The following is a 20,822-nucleotide window of genomic DNA, read 5'->3' as shown; positions in this document are numbered from 1 at the left end:
GCACCGCCGTTCCATCTCGGCCAGAGCCATCGATTCGAACAATGACCCATCTGCAAGTCTTCGACCATGAATCATTCAGCGTGGAAGGGTTTTTTGATCCGGCCACCAGCACGATCAGCTATCTCCTTCTCGATCCGCAAACGCTGCAGTGCGCGTTGATCGACAGCGTGCTCGATTACGAGCAAAAGTCGGGAAGAACCGGCAGGCAAACGGCCGATCGGCTGATCGCGCGCGTGATGCAACTGAATGCGAAAGTGGTGTGGCTGCTGGAGACGCATGTTCATGCGGATCATCTGTCGGCGGCGCCGTATTTGAAATCGACCCTCGGCGGGGAGATTGCGATCGGCGCGAATGTGACAGACGTACAGCACATCTTCGGTCAGGTATTCAATGCGGGACCGGATTTCGCGCGTAACGGTGCGCAGTTCGACCGTCTGCTCGACGATGGCGATACGCTTCAGGTCGGCGCGCTGACGGTGAAGGTGATGCATACGCCGGGCCATACACCGGCCTGCGTCACTTATGTGGTCGAGTGCGCCGGTGCATCGGCTGCGTTTGTCGGCGACACGCTGTTCATGCCCGACTACGGCACCGCGCGCTGCGATTTTCCCGGCGGCGATGCGAGAACGCTCTACCGGTCCATACATCGGGTGCTGAGCCTGCCGCCGCAGACCGCGCTGTACATGTGCCACGACTATTGCCCCGCTGGCCGCTCCGTCCAGTTCGCCAGCACGGTGGCCGACGAATTCACGCACAACATTCATCTCGCCGGTGGCATCGGCGAGGACAGCTTCGTCGCGATGCGTGAAGCGCGCGACAGAACACTGGCCATGCCCGCGCTAATGTTGCCGTCGGTGCAGGTGAACATGCGGGCAGGGTATTTGCCGCCGCCCGAGAACAACGGTGTGTCGTACATCAAGATTCCGGTCGATGCGGCGTAGGCAGCGACCATTCCCGCGGCTTTGTCGAACCATTATGAAAGCGATAAGAATGTCTGCGGCCTATTACGTAGCGCCGCAAATATCGGAGACGGATATCCGCGAGATCGCGGCCAGCGGCGTGCGCGCGATCGTCTGCAATCCACCGGATGGGGAGTCCCGCTTCCAGCCAATAGGTAAAAATTAAAGCGCAGTAAAATCAATGACTTGCATCGGTGGCCATCCACTAATCGGCTGCGCTTTTTGATCTTTTTCGGTCAACTTCTGCCTACTTTGGTCAAGTTTTGGTCAAGGCGCTTGGGGACGCTATGCCCTGCTCGTGGGCCTAGGCGGCCGGACGAAATATTTATGCAATGTCGTTATTATGATGCCGCAATGCACCGGCATAGGGTCGAGGGGCGAGAGGCCGACATTCTAGGCCTTCAGTTGCCGACATGGCAAAACGTGCGGGAACGCCAATACGAGCAGTGGGACCTTCCCCGCCTCGTCGTCGACACGGCAGAATCTTCGATTGAGCAGGCTGTCGAAGCAATCATGCAGCACCTCTCGTTGACTTCTCCAGTAAGTTGAATCGTTGAGCATGAGGTAGGTCGAGTCATGCTGACGGCATTACGATACCGCGTGCGGCTGCTCGCGGGCGTTCGAGATGAATCGTCGTGTTTCTGGCCGCCGCTACGGCAGCCTCGCTCCGCTAGACTTATATTTCTTCCCAGCCTCCTCGCGATCTCATGGACGCCCAGCTTTTCATCATCTGCGGACTTACGTTTGTAATCCACGTTATCGCAACGCTGGCCTACGCGGTACGAATCGCCGGCGTCCGCACGCGGCGTATAGCTGTGTCGTTCTCTCTGTTCGGCATCATCGCCCTTGTCTCACGAACCGCGAACTCCTTCCAAGGGCCATTCATAGCTAAGCGCGTCGAGCTTGATATCGCCCGACATCTTGACGATCGGCTCCTCGGTGATTTCCGTCTCTTCCTGGTCACGGCCACTGTGGCGAGCGTAGTCGGCGCACTCCTGATCCCGACGTTTCAGCGATATTTCAGTCGTGCTGTCGAGCACTTTCAGGCTAATCGCTCGTTGCCGCGCCTCATGCTCCACATATTCAGCCGTGGCGGCATCGCCTATCTGCGCGACGGTGCGCGCGTTCCGTCTCGCCAGAACATTTCACAGCTAGCGAGCGGTGCGGGGGTCTCCGGTACGGTGATAGTTCTCAACGTGTTCGCGATGGCCATTTGGACTGTCGGCGTTTTCGCGTTGCTCTACGCTGGATATCTGAAGCCAGATTTGCGTGTAACGTGCGCCAATCTTTCATCGGTGATCAATGGCTTTGCGACGGTGGTGTTAGCAGTGGTCATTGACCCGCAGGTTTCCGTCATGACGGACGACGTGATCGAGGGCCGGAACTCCGAGAATAGCTTTCGGCGAGCTATCACCACTCTTGCTGGAGCGCGAGTTCTTGGGACCTTATGTGCACAGATAATGCTGGTACCGGCCGCGTTGACTATCGTCCGCGTCGCCGAAACGATATAAAACCAATGTGCCGGCCCGACACCCTGTGACTGACCGCTGATGGGGTGTAGGACGGCGGCTTTTGTCTTATCAGCGCCGCACCCCTTAGGCACAGACTGGGCCAGTCTCCGCCGTTCGGCGTGCGGACCATGAGGCCAAAGAGCGGCACGAGGAGCTCTACGGCGGTCGAGTTGATGACCCAACAAACGAACGGACCCGAACGATGATCGTAAGATGCGTCCGTCGCGTAACAGCAGATGATGTGACCGTGGTCACGCAGATCCGGAACGACGCGCATGCGAATAAGGTTGCACATGGCGACTATGCCTGGGGTAAAGAAGGAGACGGCTTTTCCAAAAGGTGGGTGCTGAACAGTTTTTCGCGAAGGGCGGTGTATCTTGTCGCTGACGACGGCATACCAGTGGCGACGTTCTCTCTAGATTGGGATGATGAAACGTACTGGGGACCTCAAGAACCAATCGCCGGCTATGTGCATGGACTTTGCGTGCGAAAGGGTTTTAACGGCCGTGGACTAGGCAGTTTCATCATTGATTGGTGCGCCAATCAAGTCAGAATTCTGAACCGCCGTTTTGTCCGACTCGGCTGCGACGCGAGAAACACCAGGCTCTGTGCCTACTATGAGTCGCTTGGTTTCGTGCGGGTGGGAACCAAGCCGATGCCTGAGTCGACCGACTATATGGATTCACTGTACGAAAAGCCGGTGAACCCAATGCGCGAGCGGCCTTCAGCCAGGCTGCTGATTACCACTTCAGAACGGCGCGTCTTGTTGTTCCGTTTTGTGCATCGGTCTGGGGCGCTTGCTGGAAAGGCCTACTGGGCGACGCCGGGCGGTGGCGTCGAGGATGGTGAGACGTTTGAGGACGCGGCGATACGAGAATTCCGTGAAGAGACGGGCATTTGCGCGGCGCAGGTATCGAAACCGGTCGGACGACGCCAAGTGCCCTTGCAGTTACCTGACGGCGAGCACGTGCTCCCCGTCGAACTCTACTTCGTGATCTATGCCGATGCGGAATCCATCTCACGTGACAGTTGGACTGCGGAAGAGATGGAAGTAATGGCAGACCATAAATGGTGGAGCCGGGAAGAGCTGTCCAGCACCACCGAGACTGTCTATCCTGAAGGACTAGTTCAGATGCTCGATAACGCTGGAGTTTTCGGCGCTGAACGTCCGCTATGAAGTAAACCAGACGACCGGAATGGGTCGAGCTTGTGTGAAAACACCCTGGTCACCTAAACTGGATTAACTCATTCAGCATGGGTGACCGGATGAAGCGATTCATAGAAGGTGAAGATCGCAAGCAGGTGACGCTGCTTCCAGAATGCCTCGATGACTTCGTCGCCGAGGACAACCCGGTCAGGATTATCGAGGCGTTTGTAGAAGAGCTTGACCTTGCATCAGTGGGGTTCGATGGAGCAATCCCGTCGACTACGGGTCGCCCGTCCTATCATCCAGCAGTGCTGCTGAAGATCTATATCTACGGCTACCTGAACCGGGTTCAATCGAGCCGTCGCCTGGAACGTGAATGCCAACGCAATGTTGAGTTGATGTGGCTTACGGGCCGACTGGCTCCAGACTTCAAGACCATAGCCGACTTTCGTCGTGACAACGGCGTCGGCATTCGCAACGTGTGTCGCCGCTTCGTGATGCTCTGCCGTGAGCTGAAGCTGTTCTCGCAAGCGCTGGTCGCCATTGACAGTAGCAAGTTCAAGGCAGTCAATACGCGCGATCGCAACTTCACCGAGGGTAAGGTCGACAAGCGCCAAAGGCAGATTGAGGAGAGCATCCAGCGGTATCTGAACGCGCTGGAGACTGCCGATCGTACGCAACCCGCGGAACTCGAAGCGAAGACGACTCGATTGCAAGACAAGATCGCGCGCTTACGCGAGCAGATGCGGAACCTCGATCAGATCAAGGAGCAACTCAAGACGCAGCCTGATGGCCAACTCTCGATGACTGATCCCGACGCGCGCTCCATGGCGACGAGCGGCAAAGGCTCGGGAATGGTGGGCTACAACGTCCAGGTGGCCGTTGACGCCAAACACCACCTCATCGTGGCTCACGAGGTCACAAACTCTGGCAGTGACCGGGCGCAGCTTAGCCCCATGGCAAAAGCTGCGCGCGACGCGATGGGTAAGACCAGACTGCGGGCAGTCGCCGATCGTGGCTACTACACCGGGACTCAGATCAAGGAGTGTGCCGATGCGGGGATTGCGGTCATGCTGCCGAAGCCGACAACATCAGGTGCGAAATACCATGGCCGGTTCGACAAGGCAGACTTCATTTACATTGCGCGGGACGACGAATACCAATGTCCAGCTGGAGAGCGGGCAATTTACCGATACACCAGCGAGGAACACGGGATGCAGCTACATCGATACTGGAGCAGCGCCTGTTCGCAATGCCAAATGAAGTCACAGTGCACTCGGGCTCGGGGGTGCGGCTAAATTCTTGGACTGATTTATGCCGCGATTCCAAGACTTTGCCGGTATTCGATCGGACTAAGAGAGCCGAGCGAGACCTTGATCCGCGTTGCGTTGTACCACCGGATGTAGGAGTCGAGAGCCTCGATAAATTCGTCAACGGTCGAAGCTCGCCAGTTACGAGGATAGAACATTTCCGTCTTGAGTCGCCCGAAGAAGCCTTCACATGCTGCGTTATCGGGCGAGCATCCTTTGCGTGACATCGACCGAATCAGCCTGGCATCGCTCATTCGCGATAGCCATCCCGGCCAGCGATAATGGGCACCGCGGTCGGAGTGCACTACGGGTCGCTCATCGCAATCAGCCACCGATTCGATCGCTGAATCCAGCATGGTATTGACGAGTTCAGCATCTGGCCGCGTGCTGATTGACCAGCTAACGACGAGACCGTCAAAGCAGTCGATCACCGGCGACAGATAGACCTTGCCTGCCGGGATCTGGAATTCGGTAATGTCGGTCAGCCATTTCCGATTCGGGGCGGCTGCACGGAAATCTCGATTGATAAGATTCTCCGGCGCAGGGCTTATTTCCCCACGGTAGGAGCCATAGCGACGTCGTCTGGTCGTGGCTGCGATCAGACCTTCCTGTCGCATCAAGCGTCGCACCACTTTCTCCGAGATGAGCAGTTGGTGCCTTATCAAGGCTGCGCGGATTCGACGATAGCCGTAACAGCGGTGATTGCGCTCGAAGATGTCTGCGATGACGCGACGCGCACCGGCATGCCTGTCAGCGACGAGCCGACGTGCACGGTGATAGAAGTAGGAACTGCGAGCAAGCCCCAAGACGGCTAACAATTCCGGCAAAGAATAGGTTTGTTTCAGGGCATCAACCAGCATCGTCTTCTCCTGGTTGCTCAGGAGTTGCAGGTCGATGCCCATTCCTTTTTTTACCAGTTCGTTCGCCTTCTTGAGGCGGTCGCGCTCGAGCTCCAACTTCCGTATATCGCGTCGAAGCGATTCGACCTGCTGCTCCAGCTCCTCACGTTCATGATCCGGCGCTGGCTTCTTCTGGCGTTTCATAGATGCTGGGACCTCTCGACCGAGTAGCTGGTTCTTCCAGTTGTACAGCATCGGCCTGCTTACGCCCGCTTTCTCGGCGACCAAGCGTGCGCTTTCCTCTCTCGTGCACAGCTCGATGACTGCCACCTGCCTAGCCTCCCGCGATGCCGGAACGCTGCCAGCCACCCTGCCGACAACACGCTTGCCAGTCTTGGGGCACCGTTCTTCAATCCAGGCCGCGAGCGTTCCGCGACTCGGATAGCCCAAAGCCCTCAACGTAGCAGCAGCACATCGGTCATGGCTTAAATAGTGATCAACGGCAGCTTGTTTCTGTTCGTCCGAATACCTTGGCGTCGCGCGAACATAACCAATCCGTAGTTCATGACACTCCTCGTATTCGCGATGCCAGGCTTTCAAGGCATTCTTTGTCGGGTAACCCAGCCGTCTGATGGTCGCCCTGATGCGCTTTCCCAACTCTAGGTAAAGCCGGACCGCTCGAAGACGGTCTTCGTACGAGTACATGAACTACCTCCAGGTAGTCCAAGTTTTTGTCCGCACCCCCGTATCGGCTGCGGTCTTATATCCGGCCTGTAGTGCAAGCCGAAGCCCGCGGGCCCTGATGGAATTCGCCGGGAACATCCTCATCTGGGCCACGCACTTTTAAGCGCAAGGCTGTGTTCAGGGTTATGTTCCTGCGGTCCGACCTGTTTCGCCATCACATGTTAATCAACCTCAGCAACCTATCGGCACTTCACCTCGTCTTTCTTTGCTCATCTGCTAAGCGGGTTTCACGCTGACGTGGTTCTTCTCGTACGTCTTGCCGTGGGCCAGAATGGCCCATGCGGTGCGTGCCATCTTGTTGGCGAGGGCCACCGCCGCAACATTCGCTGGTCGTCGCTCCTGGATCGCCTTCTGCCATGTAGTCGGCACTTTGGCGTGACACATCGCCGAGCGCGCGCCGTGGATCAACAGCGTGCGCAGATACGGATCACCTCGCCGGGAGATCGATCCCAGCCGGATCTTGCCGCCGGTGCCGCTTTGCCTGGGCACCAGCCCGAGGAACGAGGCAAACTCGCGCCCCGACCTGAACGTTTTTGCATCCCCAATCGTAGCGACCAGCGCAGTCGCGGTAAGCCTGCCGATGCCTGGCACTTCCGCGATTGCCCGGCATGCAGCTTCCTGCTTGTGCCAGCCACTTATCTGCTTCTCAAGGTGGTCGATATCCTGCTCGATCCCGTCGATGCGTCTCAACTGGTCGTGCAGACTGCTGAACATGGTTCCCGGCAGCGCATCCTCGAGCTCTGCCATGCGGGCCCGCATTTCGGTGAGGCCGGCCACGCGTCCGGCCCGGAATGACACACCGAACTCGTAGACGAGCCCTCGTAACTGATTCACCTGCATGGTGCGGAACTTGATCAGCAGCGAGCGCATACGGTGAAGGCCGAGCATCGCCTGCTGGTCTTCCGTCTTTGCCGCTACCGTTCGCATCCCCGGCTGCTGTACCGCCGTCCAGATTGCCCGCGCATCCGCCGCGTCGGTCTTGTTCGTCTGGACAAACGGTCGGATGAACTTCGCATGCAACAGCACCACCTCGTGCCCGAGTGCCTTGATCTTGCGGGCCCACCAGTGCGCGCTGCCGCATGCTTCAAGCGCCACACGACCCGCAGGCCGCTTCGCCAGAAACGCGATCAGCTCGTCGCGTCGAAAGCGCCGATTGGCAATCTCACCGGTTTGCGCGTCGACCCAGTACATCTGGAAAATCTGCTTTGCAACATCCAGTCCGTATGTCGTAGCATTCATTTGGGCCCTCCGTTCCTCAAGTGGACGTGTCGAAACTCCACTCTGGCACATTGATGCCGTTCGGTTTTGGAGGGCCTCCGCGTTCCTGCTGGACCCTGCGTCCCCGAAGGGAGGACGGTGTCCATTCCATCTGGGTCGATGCATGCCTCTCGCATGAAGGCCCGTACCTGAGGCGATCGTCCGCCGTTGGCATGGGGCTCTGTGCGGCCACAAGCCGCCGTTCAAAATCGTCGTCGGTCCGACGTTCATGCGTCGGTTCCAGTCCGTGAACGGCCGTTCACTTGTCAGAGACAAACGCGCCGTCTCGACCGGCGCACATTCTTTCACACCTGTGGCTGGTGGCGCTCGCTTATGGGCCGAACCATTTCCGAAAGAACCGTTCCGCATGCTCATAAAAATCGATCTGGTTGTGAGGACGAGTGAACCCATGACCCTCGTCGGCACAAACGAACAGCTCCACGGGCGCGCCCCGCTTTTTCAGTTCGAATGCGATCTGTTCGCTTTCCGATACGTTGACTCGCGGATCGTCAGCGCCGTGCGCCACCAGCAGCGGCGTGCGAATGTCATAGACACAGTGAAGAGGCGATGCGCGATCCAGTTCAGCCTTTCCCCTTTCGTCGCGAGGGTCGCCGATCATTTCATACAAGGCTTCACGCATTGGCTCCCATGTTGCGGGTATGGACTGAAGAAAGGAAGGCAGATCAGTGGGGCCAGCATAATCGACCGCACAGCGGTACAAGGCAGGGTTTCGCGCGATCTGCATGAGCGCGCTGTAGCCACCGAAGCTGAAACCGAAGATGCCGATCCGGTTCAACGGCGCCACGCCTTTTTCGACAGCCCACTGCACGGCGGCTTCAATATCCCGTTGTATGCCGTTGCCCCATTGCCTGAAGCCGGCACGCCAAAAGTGCTTTCCGTAGCCGGTTGACCCCCGAAAGTTAATCTGGAGTACCGCAAAGCCCTGGTTGGCAAGCCACTGCACGATCCGGTTGAATCCCCATACGTCGCGAGCCCATGGCCCTCCGTGTGGGAAGACAATCAGCGACGGCATGCTGATCGGGCGCTGCAGTAGCGGAGCGGGGCGGCTCAAATAGCCATGTATCGTGAGACCGTCGTGTGCTGCGAAGCGGACAGGTTCCATTGAGGCCATGTCTTCCGGGCGCAGATGCGGCAATGTGCTGCCAAGCGATACGAGTCGGTTTTCACTGCGGCGGTATAGATAATGATGTTCAGGATTCCTGTCGCTGGCTGCGGAGACGACGAAGAGCGATTCATCCGCGGAGCCGCCTTTCACGACGATTTGATGGTCTGGCAGCGCGGCCTCCAACGCCATCTGCATGTGGTGCCGTTCCGGGTCGAAGAATTCACAGCGGAACCTGGTATCTGTCCAGGTTACACCCAGGATCTCCTGACGAACATCGGACCATAGGACGCCGCCTAGATCGACGTCGTTTCTTCCGTACACGAAGCGCGATTCCACGCCGGCCTCGAGGTCAAATTGGTAGAGGGCGAGTGTATCTCTATGCCGGTTCGACAGAACGTAGGCATGGTCCGGCATGCCGGGCACGAAGGCTATGGGGACGACAATTTCGTCGAACCGGAGCGTTGCGATCTGGCGGAACTCACTACCTGGATCGTTCCGGTAATGCAGGCTGGCAGCATCACCCGAGGACTGCGCAAGTCGGACATTGCCGTCCGCATCCGCGAACCAACTCACGATATTGCCTGGATTGAGCGCCAGGAGGGTGGAGGCGCCGGTGGACACATCGACCCTGTAGACATCTAGCAGGTGCGCAGTGCGTTGGTTATGCGCGACCAACACAGAGGAAGGTGTGTCTTTGAGCACGTTCACTATAACCGAGTGTGTGTTTTCTCCCGGTGTCAAGTCGACGGGTCCGGCGTCGGCGTGCACGTCCACGTAATAGATGTGATAGTTCTCGCTTCCTTGTCGATCGCATGACATCAATAGGTGCGTGTCGTCTTTCCAGACGAAGTCCAGCACTGTATGCCGTCGCGGGTCTGCCAGACGTCTGGTTGGACCATGCACCTTCTCCCCGCGTAGCTCCCGGACGAACAGGCCAAGGCCCTGTCCGTCCGCAGCCAGATAAGCAATCCGCTTTCCGTCCGGTGACAAGGCGAAATTTGCGGCGGATGCGTCTTTAAAAAAATCTTCCGCACGATATTGCCTGGCACTTATTCCTCTCCGATTGCGATGCATGCACTGTCCTTGGTTAGCCGATTATGTCGGATGCATAAAACACATTTTCCTGTGGCGCTAAAACACCTCAGTTGAGGCGTGGATTACAAAACAGGCGATCGAATCTTTCAGTTATTGCCGGAATAATCCGTTGCGTAAGAGTTTCGTCGTATTTGTTACGCCGATATCTATTTTCTTGACAGCTTATTGGGCCAGGTTATTATGTCGTCACGGGTAATTGAAAAATTACCACATTTAAAAGGGCTGTAAATATTGTTTGCCGTTAGTCTGCTCGCTTGCTCCGCCGAAATTTTTGCCTGATGAAGTAACGCTGTGGATCGAAGTTCCCCTGCGCCGTTTGCGCAGATTCTCACGAACCCGAAGGAAAATAATCATGCGTTATACGACGGCCTGCGTCCTTTCACTTCTTGCTGCACTTCCAGCAGTCTCTCTGGCTCAACAAGTGCCTGCCAATATAGCGGCACTGCGCGCCCAGGTCGTCCAGGATACAGCCAATCTTCGGACCGTCGCGCGGCAGATCACGGATACGCAAAATGCGTCGTCGGAGCAACAGTACGTTACTGCCCGGCTAAAGCTGGATCAGGATATCATTCAGCTCAAGACTGCGGCCCAGCCGATCCTCGAGCCGAAGCAGTCCGAGCTGCGACAAACGTGGGCGCAGGCGGAAGCCGCTGCGCTGGCGGGCGACGCCGCTCAGGCCGCTTCGCTTCGAGCGCAATACCGGCAACAAAAGTCGAACTTTCAGGCCTACAAGGCCTCCCTGGTCGGAAACTTCTAAACGCTGGCGATTTGCCATGCACTCGCGCACGCACGGTGCGACGATAGAGTCAGCTAAAAACGATATGAACAGTTCCATTGTGCGGCAGCCTCGGGATTTGGTGCCGATCCGTTTACAGGAGCGCATTGCCCAGTTCACGCACGGGCCTATATGGCAATATGGAAAGCGCTCAAGCAAGGCTCATGACCGCTATGCATTCTGGTGTGCGCATTTTGCTGGAGGAAATGCGGCAAGTCGCGTGAGCTGTGAACCCGAATTGGCTGAAAACCGGTCGGCGACGGCAATATACGAGCTGTGGAATGTTTTAAAAGCCGGGCCGCTCGCGGGACACGAGCCGCTGCGCGTTTACGCAAATGCGCATACTTATGGCGTCGAAGGTTACGTGCACACGGATAGCGATGACGCCGAAAACTATTTCTCGACCATTTACTATGCGCATCCGGTTTGGCATAGAAACTGGGGTGGCGAAACGGTTTTTTATTCAAGAACAGAGGCCAATGCCATTATTGATACGGTCTATCCGGAACCGGGCATGGCAGTGACTTTCCCGGGTGCGATTCCCCATTGCGCCAAGGGGCCGACAAGGGACTGCATCGACCTGCGCGTGACCGTCGTTATCAAAACGCAACGCTCACATTCTGGATAACCCATCATGGCGGAGTTTGAAGGGTTGCTGCTTCGCCTCGGTGCGCATGAGCTGCGGCACAGTGGACGGACACTTTTTGATCATCTCGTAGGCACCGCTCGATTGCTGGTGGCTTGGGGATGTAGCGAGCCGGTATGCGCGGCGGGTCTGTTTCATAGTGTCTATGGTACTTCCGCATTCCGACGGTCGTTGCTTGATGCCAGGGACCGGCCGGCATTGCGCCGGCGTATCGGCTACGACGCAGAGGAACTGGTCTACCTGTTTTGCCGTGCGCGACGCCCCGCCGGTCTTATCGATGCCTTCGGGGTCGGCTCCATCACGGACCGCGAAACGAAAATCGCGTACAAGGTATCGCCCGAAATAGCCGAGCGACTCGCACTTATCGAGTGCGCAAATCTGTATGAGCAGTACATGGCAGCTGGCTTAAGGTCAGATCGGACTGCGCTTGATGTTCTGGTCCCACACCTCGGAGCCGCGTGGCGCCTGACGCTTGAGGCGCAACTGGCGGGGAGCAGGGTGGCGCATGACTGAGAACGACCCTGTTGTCATCGCCACGCCGCCGCGTCTTCTGATCACGACTTTCCTCGTTATTAGCGCGTCGATGGTGGTGCTTGCTGTTTTACTGGCCTCACATTACGGACCGGAGGCCGAAGTTTTCGGCGTAGTGGTGATGCCATCAGAGCTCGGGCGGTACGGGTTGGAGGCGCCTGCGATCAGCAAGCTGTCGCGAAAAGTCGTTATCTTTCGGATGCCGTCGCAGTGCGTCCGCCTCGCGGGGCGGACGACGATTGCCGCTATCGAACTTTCCCGAACCACGGACGGACTGTCTCGCTATGTTCGGGGCGACATCGTCGGTGCAGGCACCACTGACATAGGAGCCGGGCTGGCGCCTGAAACTCAGCCGATACCCGGCGGTCAGCGGATCGGTTGTGTGGCCGTGGTCGCCTTTCCTTCGGGCTCCCGCGGGCAGCAACAAATCGAAGCGGCTCCGACGCACAGTGTGGTGACCGTGCGAATTCGTTCCCGTGCTTTCCGCTGGCGATCGTTCGACGCGCTGTGACTGCTTCATAAGGAACCACTGCATGTCTCGTCTGCCTGATGCCGCGCTATACCTGCTTGTCAGCGCATTGTTTTTTTTGATCGCAATGCCGCTCGCGGCAGGGTGGATTAAACCGAACAGGCTTTATGGCGTTAGAACAAAGACGACGTTGAGCAATGTCACCACTTGGTATCGCTGCAATCGGCTTTTCGGCATAGCACTGATGCTGACCAGTGCCTCCTATGTGGGGGCCGTGGGCTACTGCTATCTGCACGATATTGCCGTGGCACGCGTGGTCCTGCTCATAGCGTTCGTAATGGAAGTCGTCGTGCCCGCCTGCCTTTGTCTGCTTGTCTTGAAGAACTCGATCAATCACTAAGGACGAGAATATGAACGAGCCGTCGGAATTTTTTGGCCGCCTTAACCACCTGCGCTCCAAGGTGTTGCTTTCTCAGGACGTATCACGGCTGTTTCGTAGCGATCCGGTGGGGACACTGCGGCAATATGGGCTCGACTTCTCGATGAGCAGCGACGCGGGTGAGGTCTTTTTCTCTGATTATCTGGAAAAGATTTCGCCTGCCGCGCGCGCTGTCATTCTAGGGACGGTCTACCAGGGAGGTCGGCGGCGACGGATGCGGGTGGATGGTGGGGATGGCGGAGGTGATGGCGGGGGAGACGGTGGTGGCGACTCCGGCGACTCCGGGGATGCCGGTGACGATGGCGACGACGATGATGACGACGACGCTACGGTCGCGTCCATGGCAGTCGCCGTCGCCAGTGTGGCCGTCGCGGCAAACGCGGTCGCCATCGCCAACGCGATCGCGAACGCTAATGCGATCGCCAACGCGAACGCGCTTGCGAATGCCAACGCCGTTGCGGCCGGGGCCTACGATTTTGATCGGGGCCGACCGGTGCAAGCGATCTACGTGTCGCGGATGTCGATCGATACGCCGTTGTACCAGCGTCTCGAAGCGGCCGGATTGAACATCTACCGGCAGATGGCGCTGCTCAGGCACGCAGCCCGCGGCTCGCTCGGCGAAAGTGCGCACCCTCCGCGGCCGGGCCATGTGACATTTGGCTACAAGGACATGCTGATCGAACTGGAAATCGTCGTGGAACCCACAGGTGTATCGGTTGCGTCGGCTGGTCTGCTTCCATCCGCTGTCTAAATCCAAGAGATCATCGTGCGAGATGTTGTCCAACTTACCGTTTTGGCGGCAAATCAATGCACCGCTTCGTGCGGTCATTGCTCGATGAACTCGTCGCCTGAGCGGCGAGAAAAATTGTCATACCCGAAGATCCGCAAGGTCATCGATGACCTGCTGGCAAAAAGCTCGGCGTTGGGCCTGGTGATCTTTGCAGGCGGTGAACCAACGCTGCTCAAGCAGGACCTGCTCGACGCGATCGCTTATTGCGGCGCGCGGGGCCTCAAGACGCGGCTCGTCACCAATGCGTCCTGGGCACTCACGCGCAGCCACGCGGAGCGGATGGTGCAATCGTTACGGGAAGCGGGTCTGGACGAGATTAACTTTAGCGCGGACGACTACCACTTACCCTATATCCCACTGCGCAACATCGCAAACGCGTGGAAAGCCAGCAAGGGGAAAGGCTTCGACAGCGTGGTAATCGCTAACTGCTACGGTTTGGAATCGACACTGACGCACGAAGTCATCCAGAACGAGCTGGGTGAAACCTTGCCGGTGTTCTGGGACGATGACGGCTATCACGCGCCCCCCGTTCCTGCGGCGCCCGACGGCACCCGCTACCTGCTGTCGAACGCGCGATTGCAACGGCTAGGTCGAGGCCGTTCGATCCCGGACAGCGCACTTGTGTTCCCGGAGCAGCAACGCCTTAACTTGCCCTGCCAGTGGGCGCTGACGAGTGCGGCCCTGTCAGCCGAGGGACACTTGGTAGCGTGTTGCGGGACGGAAGCGCACGGCAACGAGTTCCTCGATTTCGGTGACGCTCTGCATCAAGACGCGGGCGTGCTTGTGGACCGTGCGAATCAGAGCTTGGTCATACAGGCAATCGGGCGAGCTGGTCCGATGTTCCTCATGAACTTTGTTGCATTGCTTTCCAAAGACAGTCTCTTTGCAGAGAGATACAGCTCCGTGTGCGAAATCTGCGAAGCAGTCGTCCACAACCCTCAAGCGCGTGAACTGCTGACTGAGCACCTTCACGAATTGACGCCGCTGTTCAAGTAAGGGAAAACGGTATGAATCTAGGCGAGCTGAAGCTTTATCTTGAGCGGACGGGCTACGCGGAACTTTGCAGCAGCTTTAATCCGCTAAAGCCCCGCCCATCGAGTTGGGCGAATGCCCGTGACTGCCTAACCAGCCGCACGCTATTGCGGTTCCTCGATCTTTTGTTGCTTGGCAAGGTGGTCGGCAAGGGCCGCTTCTCCGATACGGAGCTCGCGCTGCTCGCGCCGCTTGTCGACCACGGTCTGATGTTTGACGACGGCGACAGCCTTCGAACAAACGACCTGTGCCTGTATGTGGTACTGGGGATATGGACGTTCTTTGAATTGCCGAAGCCCGATCCGAAAATCTACTATGGCGACGACTCTTTTGCATTGCTAAATCGCCTGCGCCCGTTGGCCGGCGGCGACACGCTGGATCTTTGTGCGGGACCGGGCATCCAGTCGTTGTACTGCGCGCGGCTAGCGAACACGGTGACGTCCGTTGAAATCAATCCGTTTGCCGCAGCGATCGCGATGATCAACCGTGAAATGAACGGCGCCAGGAACTGGGAGATTCTGACTGGTGATCTGTACCGTGCGCTACCCACGGATCGCTGTTTTGATCACGTCGTCTGCAACCCCCCGCTGCTGCCGTTCCCCGAGGATGAAAGCTATCCGTTCGTCGGAAACGGCGGCATTGACGGCTGGAAAGTGGCGTGGCAAGTACTGGACGGCTTGCCGCAGCGCCTCCGTGCGGGGGGCAGAGCGCAGCTGATTGGGACGACGCTTGGTGACGGGGTCGTGCCCATGATTACGGAGCCGTTGAGAAGGTGGGCAGCCGACAACGCCATGGACTGCCAGTTGGTCGTCGTCGCCCAACGTGAGCTCGCGCGCGATTCGCCTTGGTTTGAAGGGCTGGCGTATTCATCGGCCGCGTCCAGTGGGCGTCCCATCGCTATGGTTCGGGACCGATTCCAGCGCTTCCTGACCGATCAGGCGGCGACCCATCTGGTAAGCCACTACCTTCATGTCAGCCATGGTGCGGGAGAACTCGAGATCATCGATCTCTTCGCCGACGAGCGTGAGGCCGAGGAGCTATGGTACGTCTAGTTCGGGCCGGGCACGTGATATGAGTACATTGTTGCCGGAGGGACTACGCACTTCTCTTGGCGAGGAGCCCATCTTTTCGCCAGGCGCGACTCAGAAAGGGAGTCTTGTCGCCTGCATGGTCAGTGTCGCCAATTTAAAGGGCGGCAGCGTCGCGCTTTCGCAGGTGCAACAACAACTCACGATGGCCGGAGCCCTCGCAGAGACCGATGCAATTGCAACGATAGGCGATCTGTGTGGGCTTGCAACGCGGTCGATGACGTTGAAGCGCGCATCACTGCGGTATGTTGTAGTACCTTGCGTGATCCGCCTGCCTGCAGGGAACTACGCTGTGTTGCGAGGCGTATCGAAAGCTCATGCCTACGTGACCACCCCGTCCGATGGCCGGCATCGGATCGAGCTGGACGACTTCGCGGGCGATAGTATCTTCGTGGTCGAACTGCAGGCTCTGGTCGGCAAACATTCGAGTCAGTCACCAAAATGGACATACCGCGATCTGATCGGGAAGGTCGATGGCAAGGCGCGGAGCGCGACACAGGTGCTGCTCCTGGGTATCGGCCTTGAGATATTTTCCATCGTCCTTCCGCTATACAGTCAGATCGCCGTCGATTCGTTTATTCCGTTTGCCGATCGCGGCTTCCTTCTGATTCTCGCTGGCGGATTTGTCATCGTTATCATCCTGCGCGCGTTGACTGATCTCGCGCGGGGCTGGGCGTTGGCCGTCATCAGCGCATCGATCAACGTGCAGTGGATGAGTGCGGTGTTCCGCAAGTTGCTTGAGTTACCGCTCAGTTTTTTCACGGGTAAGGAAGTCGGGGATATTGCATCGCGGTTCAACGGGGTTTTTGGCGTGCAAAGTTCGCTTGCCGTTACCGTATTTGAATCGGTGCTCGACGGGCTCCTCGCGCTTGTTACGTTCGGCATGATGCTGTTTTACAGCGTGCAGCTCAGTGCGCTACCGATTATCGCAATCGCTGCCTACATTTCATCACGCACCGCGTTTCTGTATTTGCTGCAGCGAGCATCAGCAGCCGAAGTGCTCAGGGCGTCGGAACAATCATCGCTTTTGATTGACACACTTGCCGGCATTCAGACCGTCAAGGCCAGCAATGCGGGTTCGCGGTTCTGGCGCGCGTGGGTGGAAAAGCTCGTTGCGCAAAAGAACGCATCGCTGAAGACGCAGAAGTACCACTTGATCTTCAAGATGGCACGCGACTGCGTGTTCGGCATCGAACGTATTGCGGTGATCGGCATCGGCTGTATGTTGGTCACCGATTCGCGCTTTTCGATCGGAATGCTTTTCGCCTTCCTCGCATACAAGGAACAGTTCTCACACCGCGCTGCAATGCTCGTGGACCGCTTCTACGATATTCGGGCTCTGCGCTTTCAGGCCGGACGTATTGCCGAGATCGTGACGATTCCTGTCGAGGCGCGTTCTTACCGAAACAGGCTCTCCGATATACGTCCGGACATCCGATTCCAGAATGTATCGTTTAGGCATAGGGGAATGAAGACCCCGCTCATTGAACACGTCAGCTTTTCCTTGGGGGCCGGCGAAATCGTCGCACTTAACGGGGAGTCCGGGGCAGGAAAGACTACCTTGATGAAATTGCTGCTTCGGGTGTTCGACAACTACTCTGGCCAGATTACGGTGGGGGGCCAGGATCTTGGCACTTTCAGCACGAACGAACTGCGCGAGCTGTTCGCGGCGGTGCTGCAGGAAGACGGTTTATTCGAAGCAACTGTCTTCAACAATATCTGCATGTACGATCCTGCGCCTGATGTTGACCGGCTGTTTGAAGCGGCGAGACTCGCTTGCATTTACGACGAAATCCAGCGTCTACCGAGCGGGTTTCACACCCAACTCGCGACATCGGGGCTACCGCTTTCAAAGGGACAAAGAGACCGGGTACTCATCGCCCGCGCGCTTTATCGTCAATGTCCGTTTCTGCTACTGGACGAGGCGACCGGAGGACTCGACGATGAGACCGCAATGCGGGTCATGAACAACGTGGCGTCACTGCGTATACCGACGCTGATCGTGACACACAGCGCTTGCATGGCCGCTTTGGCGACCCGCACCTTGCACCTGGACGGAAGGAGGGCGTAGGGCGTGGGCCTCCAAAAAGGCGGACCAACGAGCGGATCAGCGACTGTCGGGATACAGCCGATCTCGGAGACGCCCTCTGATCGTCGGCCATTCGTCGCGGATGATGCTTGACACCACCGTGTTGCGGACGCGGCCCCCGGGCATCACCCGCTCGCAGCGGAGAACGCCTTCTTCGATCGCGCCCAGAGCCCGAATGGCACGGCGTGACGCGGCGTTGGTCTCGTCTGCGAGGTATTGCGCCCGCAAAAAGTCACCGACGTCAAAGACGTGACAAAGCAGTAGGTAGTTTGCTTCAGTGTGCAATCGTCGACCTTGAAAAGAGCGACCCAGCCAGATGTGGCCGATCTCAAGCCGACGATGCCGGCGGTTAATCTTGCAAGTGCGAATGGAACCCACCGCTTGCCCTGTGTCGTTCAGACGGATGATATAAGGGACGCATTCGCCTCTCGCATGCCCGGCCAATGCCCGGTCAATATACCTTTGCATTTCTTCGGGACGCGGAATGACAGTGGTAGGCGTCGTCCAAAGTTCACCGTCGGACACTGTTGCAGAAAGGTCCTGGGTGTCCAACGGTCGCAGCGGCGCCAACGTAATCGCCTTACCCACCAGCTGTACAGGGTCAAAGGTTCTCATGATCGGTATAGGAAATAGGAAGTTAGCGATTGTGGCGGTACGCTCGTCGTCGCAGACGGTCGCCCGTTTGCGGCCTGATATGTCAAAACTTGCGCGCAATCGACATCCCAACATGAGCGAGCGGCGTCCAGTCCATCGACTATGTTAGCCCTTGGGACGTCCCCTGTGAGTCGTTGAGCGAATCAATGTTGTCGCTGGCGCATGCCCGACCAGGCAAGGCGGAACGTACGCAGTTGACGACATCACTTCGTTTGGCAGGGAAGTAATGTCGTCATGCACCGGGCGATGTGAACCTGTCAATTCGCGTCGGGTCTCGATTACCTTGACCCGACGGAACAATCACAGGGTGACTGAGTGGACTTCCTGTGACACTGCGTCGGCGATGCTGACGTGACGATCTAAGCACCATCGGCGCGGTACGAGCCGCGGCCAGTTTCAAGCAGGGGCTGACCTTATAGGCTGCGCTTTGTTTGTGATCGTGGGTGAGGCAAAGGCAGAGTGACGTTTGTCCGCTAAAGTTGCGCGTCTTCCACAATGCTCGCAACCGAAGGGCGTCGAGGTAAGCGTCGCGCGCCGGCAATCAGCTAAGGACGACGACTTGTCTTTCCGGGCGTCAAGTCAACGGCCGTTGTGCCCCGGAAGCTGCCGCAGTTTTGTGGGCGACCGAATGGCGCTTCAGGGTCCAGCTTGTGTGGAAACTGGTTTTTCGCGGCTATGCGAGCGATTGCCGACGCGGTCAATCTCGTTCGGCCCAGACAGCTTGCACCGATCGACCATCGCGTGCGCAAAAAAAGCCCCTCAGGGCCTTAGCTTTCGACCATCTTCATAGCCTTCAATGTTCCCTGAACGCCGAGTATGTTCATGACGCGTTTGAGGTTGTAAGCCAACACCTGAAGGCTCATCTCAGTACTCACCCGCCTGAGCGTCCTGGTCAGGAAGTGTGCGGCGCCCATCCAGTGCTTGAGCGTGCCGAAGACATGTTCAACGGTACTTCTGCGGATGGTCATGGCGTCAGGCTTCCGGTCGAGCCGACGCTGCATCACTTCAAGTACATTCTCGTGCTCCCATCGCCGAATTCGACGATAGTCAGACGGTGAACATCGTTCCTTGAGGTGGCAACGTGGGCACGCGCTGGGCCAGTAGACTCGCAAATTCAGGTCGTGCTCGGCAGTCGTGAATCGATGGATCGCCCGCTCGCCAGCAGGGCATCGATACGTGTCGCTTTTCGCTACGTAGATGAAGTCGGCCTTCGTAAACAGACCTTTTTTCCGGGATGCCGACGTGAGCGGTTTGGGAACATAAGCGCTGATGCCATTCAGATCGCATGCCCTTATCTCCGGCCCGCTGAAGTAACCGCGGTCCGCAACAACCTTCAGCTTCGATCTGGCCATCGCGCGCTTCGCGGATATCGCCATTTTGCTGAGTTGTCCATGATCGTTGCCGACATTCGTTACTTCGTGTTCAACGATCAGATGATGTTTCGTATCAACTGCTGCCTGGACGTTGTAGCCCACTATGCCGGAGCCTCTTCCACTCGTTGCCATCGAGCGTGCGTCGGGATCCGTCAGCGACAACTGCTTGTCCGGCTGCTCTGCCAGTTGCCTGCCGATCTGCTTGAGCTCACGCATCTGCTGGCGCAGCACGGCGATCTTCTCGTAGAGCCTGACCGTCTTCACATCGAACCCGGTAGGACTGGTGCGGTCTGCACTTTCAATCAGATCGAGATATCGCTGCACGCTTTCCTCGATCTGCTTCTGGCGCTTGTCGATCTTGCTTGCCGTGTAGTTCCTGTCGCGGGTGTTTGATGCCTTGAACTTGCTGCCGTCGATAGCCACCATGTCACTGGATAACAGCTTGAGCCCGCGACACAGTTCGACGAAACGCCGGCATACGTTGCGGATCGCCGCGCCCGCTGTCCCGGCGGAAGTCTGCGATCGTCTTGAAGTCCGGAGCGAGCCGTCCTGTCAGCCACATCAGCTCAACATTGCGTTGGCATTCGCGCTCAAGTCTCCGGCTCGACGTTATCCGGTTCAGATAGCCGTAGATATAGATCTTCAGCATCACGCCAGGATGGTAAGACGGCCGGGCCGTGAGCGCCGGTGTAGTACCGTTGAAACCAAGCTCTGCGAGATCAAGTTCGTCGACGAAGGCATCGATTACTCTCACCGGATTGTCCTGCCCGACGTAGTCATCGACACATTCGGGAAGTAGTGCGACCTGCTTGCGGTCATCGCCTTCAACGAATCGCTTCATGAGTCACCCGGTCTCAGCGCATTGATTCAGTTTAGGCGATCAATGCGTTTTCACACAGACTGGACCCGGAGCGGTCAACCACGCCGCCTGACAGCGGACGCTCAACA

Annotated in this window: 16 protein-coding genes and 2 pseudogenes; 13 read left to right on the top strand and 5 right to left on the bottom strand. The window is 57.8% G+C overall.

Annotation, left to right across the window (positions count from 1 at the left end):
• Nucleotides 1-41 precede the first annotated feature (41 nt).
• The 4 genes and pseudogenes from BM43_RS17050 to BM43_RS17030 form a co-directional block, all read left to right on the top strand.
• Complete coding sequence (locus BM43_RS17050; protein ID WP_042284815.1) at nt 42-941, top strand: MBL fold metallo-hydrolase; 900 nt, start codon at nt 42-44, stop codon at nt 939-941.
• A gap of 725 nt (nt 942-1,666) precedes the next feature.
• The gene (locus tag BM43_RS17040) at nt 1,667-2,470 is read left to right on the top strand and encodes a lipid II flippase Amj family protein (protein WP_036050320.1); all 804 of its coding nucleotides are present in this window, start codon (nt 1,667-1,669) and stop codon (nt 2,468-2,470) included.
• Nucleotides 2,471-2,711: 241 nt separating this feature from the next.
• Entirely contained in the window at nt 2,712-3,647 is a 936-nt protein-coding gene (locus tag BM43_RS42000; protein ID WP_208453391.1) for a bifunctional GNAT family N-acetyltransferase/NUDIX hydrolase, read from the top strand.
• 89 nt (nt 3,648-3,736) lie between these two features.
• Nucleotides 3,737-4,894: pseudogene (locus tag BM43_RS17030) on the top strand (IS1182 family transposase); the annotation flags it as partial.
• A 35-nt stretch (nt 4,895-4,929) separates the two neighbouring features.
• Here the strand turns inward: BM43_RS17030 and BM43_RS38950 are convergent.
• The 3 genes from BM43_RS38950 to BM43_RS17015 form a co-directional block, all read right to left on the bottom strand.
• Nucleotides 4,930-6,471 carry an IS3 family transposase gene (locus tag BM43_RS38950; RefSeq protein ID WP_080742061.1) on the bottom strand — a complete coding sequence of 514 codons (1,542 nt, stop codon included), beginning with the start codon at nt 6,469-6,471 and terminating at the stop codon, nt 4,930-4,932.
• A gap of 255 nt (nt 6,472-6,726) precedes the next feature.
• A complete protein-coding gene (locus tag BM43_RS17020; protein WP_036050335.1) occupies nt 6,727-7,749 on the bottom strand; it encodes an IS110 family RNA-guided transposase in 1,023 nt (340 codons plus the stop codon).
• Nucleotides 7,750-8,098: 349 nt separating this feature from the next.
• Nucleotides 8,099-9,967 (bottom strand): alpha/beta hydrolase family protein, encoded by a 1,869-nt coding sequence (locus tag BM43_RS17015; RefSeq protein WP_042284813.1) that lies wholly within the window; start codon nt 9,965-9,967, stop codon nt 8,099-8,101.
• Nucleotides 9,968-10,340: 373 nt separating this feature from the next.
• On the opposite strand from BM43_RS17015, the gene BM43_RS17010 reads away from it, so the two are divergent.
• The 9 genes from BM43_RS17010 to BM43_RS16970 are packed head-to-tail and all read left to right on the top strand — an operon-like array spanning nt 10,341 to nt 17,829.
• Complete coding sequence (locus BM43_RS17010) at nt 10,341-10,745, top strand: hypothetical protein (RefSeq protein ID WP_127841039.1); 405 nt, start codon at nt 10,341-10,343, stop codon at nt 10,743-10,745.
• Nucleotides 10,746-10,761: 16 nt separating this feature from the next.
• A complete protein-coding gene (locus tag BM43_RS40530) occupies nt 10,762-11,391 on the top strand; it encodes a 2OG-Fe(II) oxygenase (protein WP_127841040.1) in 630 nt (209 codons plus the stop codon).
• Nucleotides 11,392-11,397: 6 nt separating this feature from the next.
• Nucleotides 11,398-11,922: a DUF6817 domain-containing protein gene (locus BM43_RS40525; RefSeq protein ID WP_127841041.1), complete on the top strand. Its 525-nt coding sequence runs from the start codon at nt 11,398-11,400 to the stop codon at nt 11,920-11,922.
• Complete coding sequence (locus BM43_RS16995; RefSeq protein ID WP_036050343.1) at nt 11,915-12,451, top strand: hypothetical protein; 537 nt, start codon at nt 11,915-11,917, stop codon at nt 12,449-12,451. The genes BM43_RS40525 and BM43_RS16995 overlap by 8 nt, the downstream gene beginning before the upstream one ends.
• Nucleotides 12,452-12,473: 22 nt before the next feature.
• Entirely contained in the window at nt 12,474-12,809 is a 336-nt protein-coding gene (locus tag BM43_RS16990) for an SdpI family protein (protein ID WP_036050346.1), read from the top strand.
• A 10-nt stretch (nt 12,810-12,819) separates the two neighbouring features.
• A complete protein-coding gene (locus BM43_RS40520) occupies nt 12,820-13,599 on the top strand; it encodes a hypothetical protein (RefSeq protein WP_052409150.1) in 780 nt (259 codons plus the stop codon).
• Nucleotides 13,600-13,614: 15 nt separating this feature from the next.
• Nucleotides 13,615-14,634 carry a radical SAM protein gene (locus BM43_RS37580; RefSeq protein WP_227742939.1) on the top strand — a complete coding sequence of 340 codons (1,020 nt, stop codon included), beginning with the start codon at nt 13,615-13,617 and terminating at the stop codon, nt 14,632-14,634.
• 11 nt (nt 14,635-14,645) lie between these two features.
• Nucleotides 14,646-15,722: a methyltransferase gene (locus BM43_RS16975; RefSeq protein WP_036050349.1), complete on the top strand. Its 1,077-nt coding sequence runs from the start codon at nt 14,646-14,648 to the stop codon at nt 15,720-15,722.
• A gap of 19 nt (nt 15,723-15,741) precedes the next feature.
• The gene (locus BM43_RS16970; protein ID WP_158380925.1) at nt 15,742-17,829 is read left to right on the top strand and encodes a peptidase domain-containing ABC transporter; all 2,088 of its coding nucleotides are present in this window, start codon (nt 15,742-15,744) and stop codon (nt 17,827-17,829) included.
• A gap of 36 nt (nt 17,830-17,865) precedes the next feature.
• Here the strand turns inward: BM43_RS16970 and BM43_RS38940 are convergent, their stop codons facing one another.
• Both BM43_RS38940 and BM43_RS16965 read right to left on the bottom strand, forming a co-directional pair.
• Entirely contained in the window at nt 17,866-18,462 is a 597-nt protein-coding gene (locus BM43_RS38940; protein WP_157693210.1) for a GNAT family N-acetyltransferase, read from the bottom strand.
• A gap of 806 nt (nt 18,463-19,268) precedes the next feature.
• Nucleotides 19,269-20,715: pseudogene (locus BM43_RS16965) on the bottom strand (IS1182 family transposase).
• Nucleotides 20,716-20,822 lie beyond the last annotated feature (107 nt).

Origin of the sequence: Burkholderia gladioli (genome assembly GCF_000959725.1) — a bacterium.
Lineage (GTDB): Bacteria > Pseudomonadota > Gammaproteobacteria > Burkholderiales > Burkholderiaceae > Burkholderia > Burkholderia gladioli.
Note: the sequence above shows the minus strand (reverse complement) of the source record. Positions and strands in the feature narration are given on the sequence as shown.

What these genes read in the sequence shown, in the direction of transcription:
- BM43_RS16975 (WP_036050349.1), top strand. Translation starts at nt 14,646, where the DNA reads ATGAATCTAGGCGAGCTGAAGCTTTATCTTGAGCGGACGGGCTACGCG.
- BM43_RS17010 (WP_127841039.1), top strand. Translation starts at nt 10,341, where the DNA reads ATGCGTTATACGACGGCCTGCGTCCTTTCACTTCTTGCTGCACTTCCA.
- BM43_RS38940 (WP_157693210.1), bottom strand. Translation starts at nt 18,462, where the DNA reads ATGAGAACCTTTGACCCTGTACAGCTGGTGGGTAAGGCGATTACGTTG.
- BM43_RS17040 (WP_036050320.1), top strand. Translation starts at nt 1,667, where the DNA reads ATGGACGCCCAGCTTTTCATCATCTGCGGACTTACGTTTGTAATCCAC.
- BM43_RS17020 (WP_036050335.1), bottom strand. Translation starts at nt 7,749, where the DNA reads ATGAATGCTACGACATACGGACTGGATGTTGCAAAGCAGATTTTCCAG.
- BM43_RS38950 (WP_080742061.1), bottom strand. Translation starts at nt 6,471, where the DNA reads ATGTACTCGTACGAAGACCGTCTTCGAGCGGTCCGGCTTTACCTAGAG.
- BM43_RS40525 (WP_127841041.1), top strand. Translation starts at nt 11,398, where the DNA reads ATGGCGGAGTTTGAAGGGTTGCTGCTTCGCCTCGGTGCGCATGAGCTG.
- BM43_RS40520 (WP_052409150.1), top strand. Translation starts at nt 12,820, where the DNA reads ATGAACGAGCCGTCGGAATTTTTTGGCCGCCTTAACCACCTGCGCTCC.
- BM43_RS16990 (WP_036050346.1), top strand. Translation starts at nt 12,474, where the DNA reads ATGTCTCGTCTGCCTGATGCCGCGCTATACCTGCTTGTCAGCGCATTG.
- BM43_RS40530 (WP_127841040.1), top strand. Translation starts at nt 10,762, where the DNA reads ATGCACTCGCGCACGCACGGTGCGACGATAGAGTCAGCTAAAAACGAT.
- BM43_RS17015 (WP_042284813.1), bottom strand. Translation starts at nt 9,967, where the DNA reads ATGCATCGCAATCGGAGAGGAATAAGTGCCAGGCAATATCGTGCGGAA.
- BM43_RS17050 (WP_042284815.1), top strand. Translation starts at nt 42, where the DNA reads ATGACCCATCTGCAAGTCTTCGACCATGAATCATTCAGCGTGGAAGGG.
- BM43_RS16995 (WP_036050343.1), top strand. Translation starts at nt 11,915, where the DNA reads ATGACTGAGAACGACCCTGTTGTCATCGCCACGCCGCCGCGTCTTCTG.
- BM43_RS16970 (WP_158380925.1), top strand. Translation starts at nt 15,742, where the DNA reads ATGAGTACATTGTTGCCGGAGGGACTACGCACTTCTCTTGGCGAGGAG.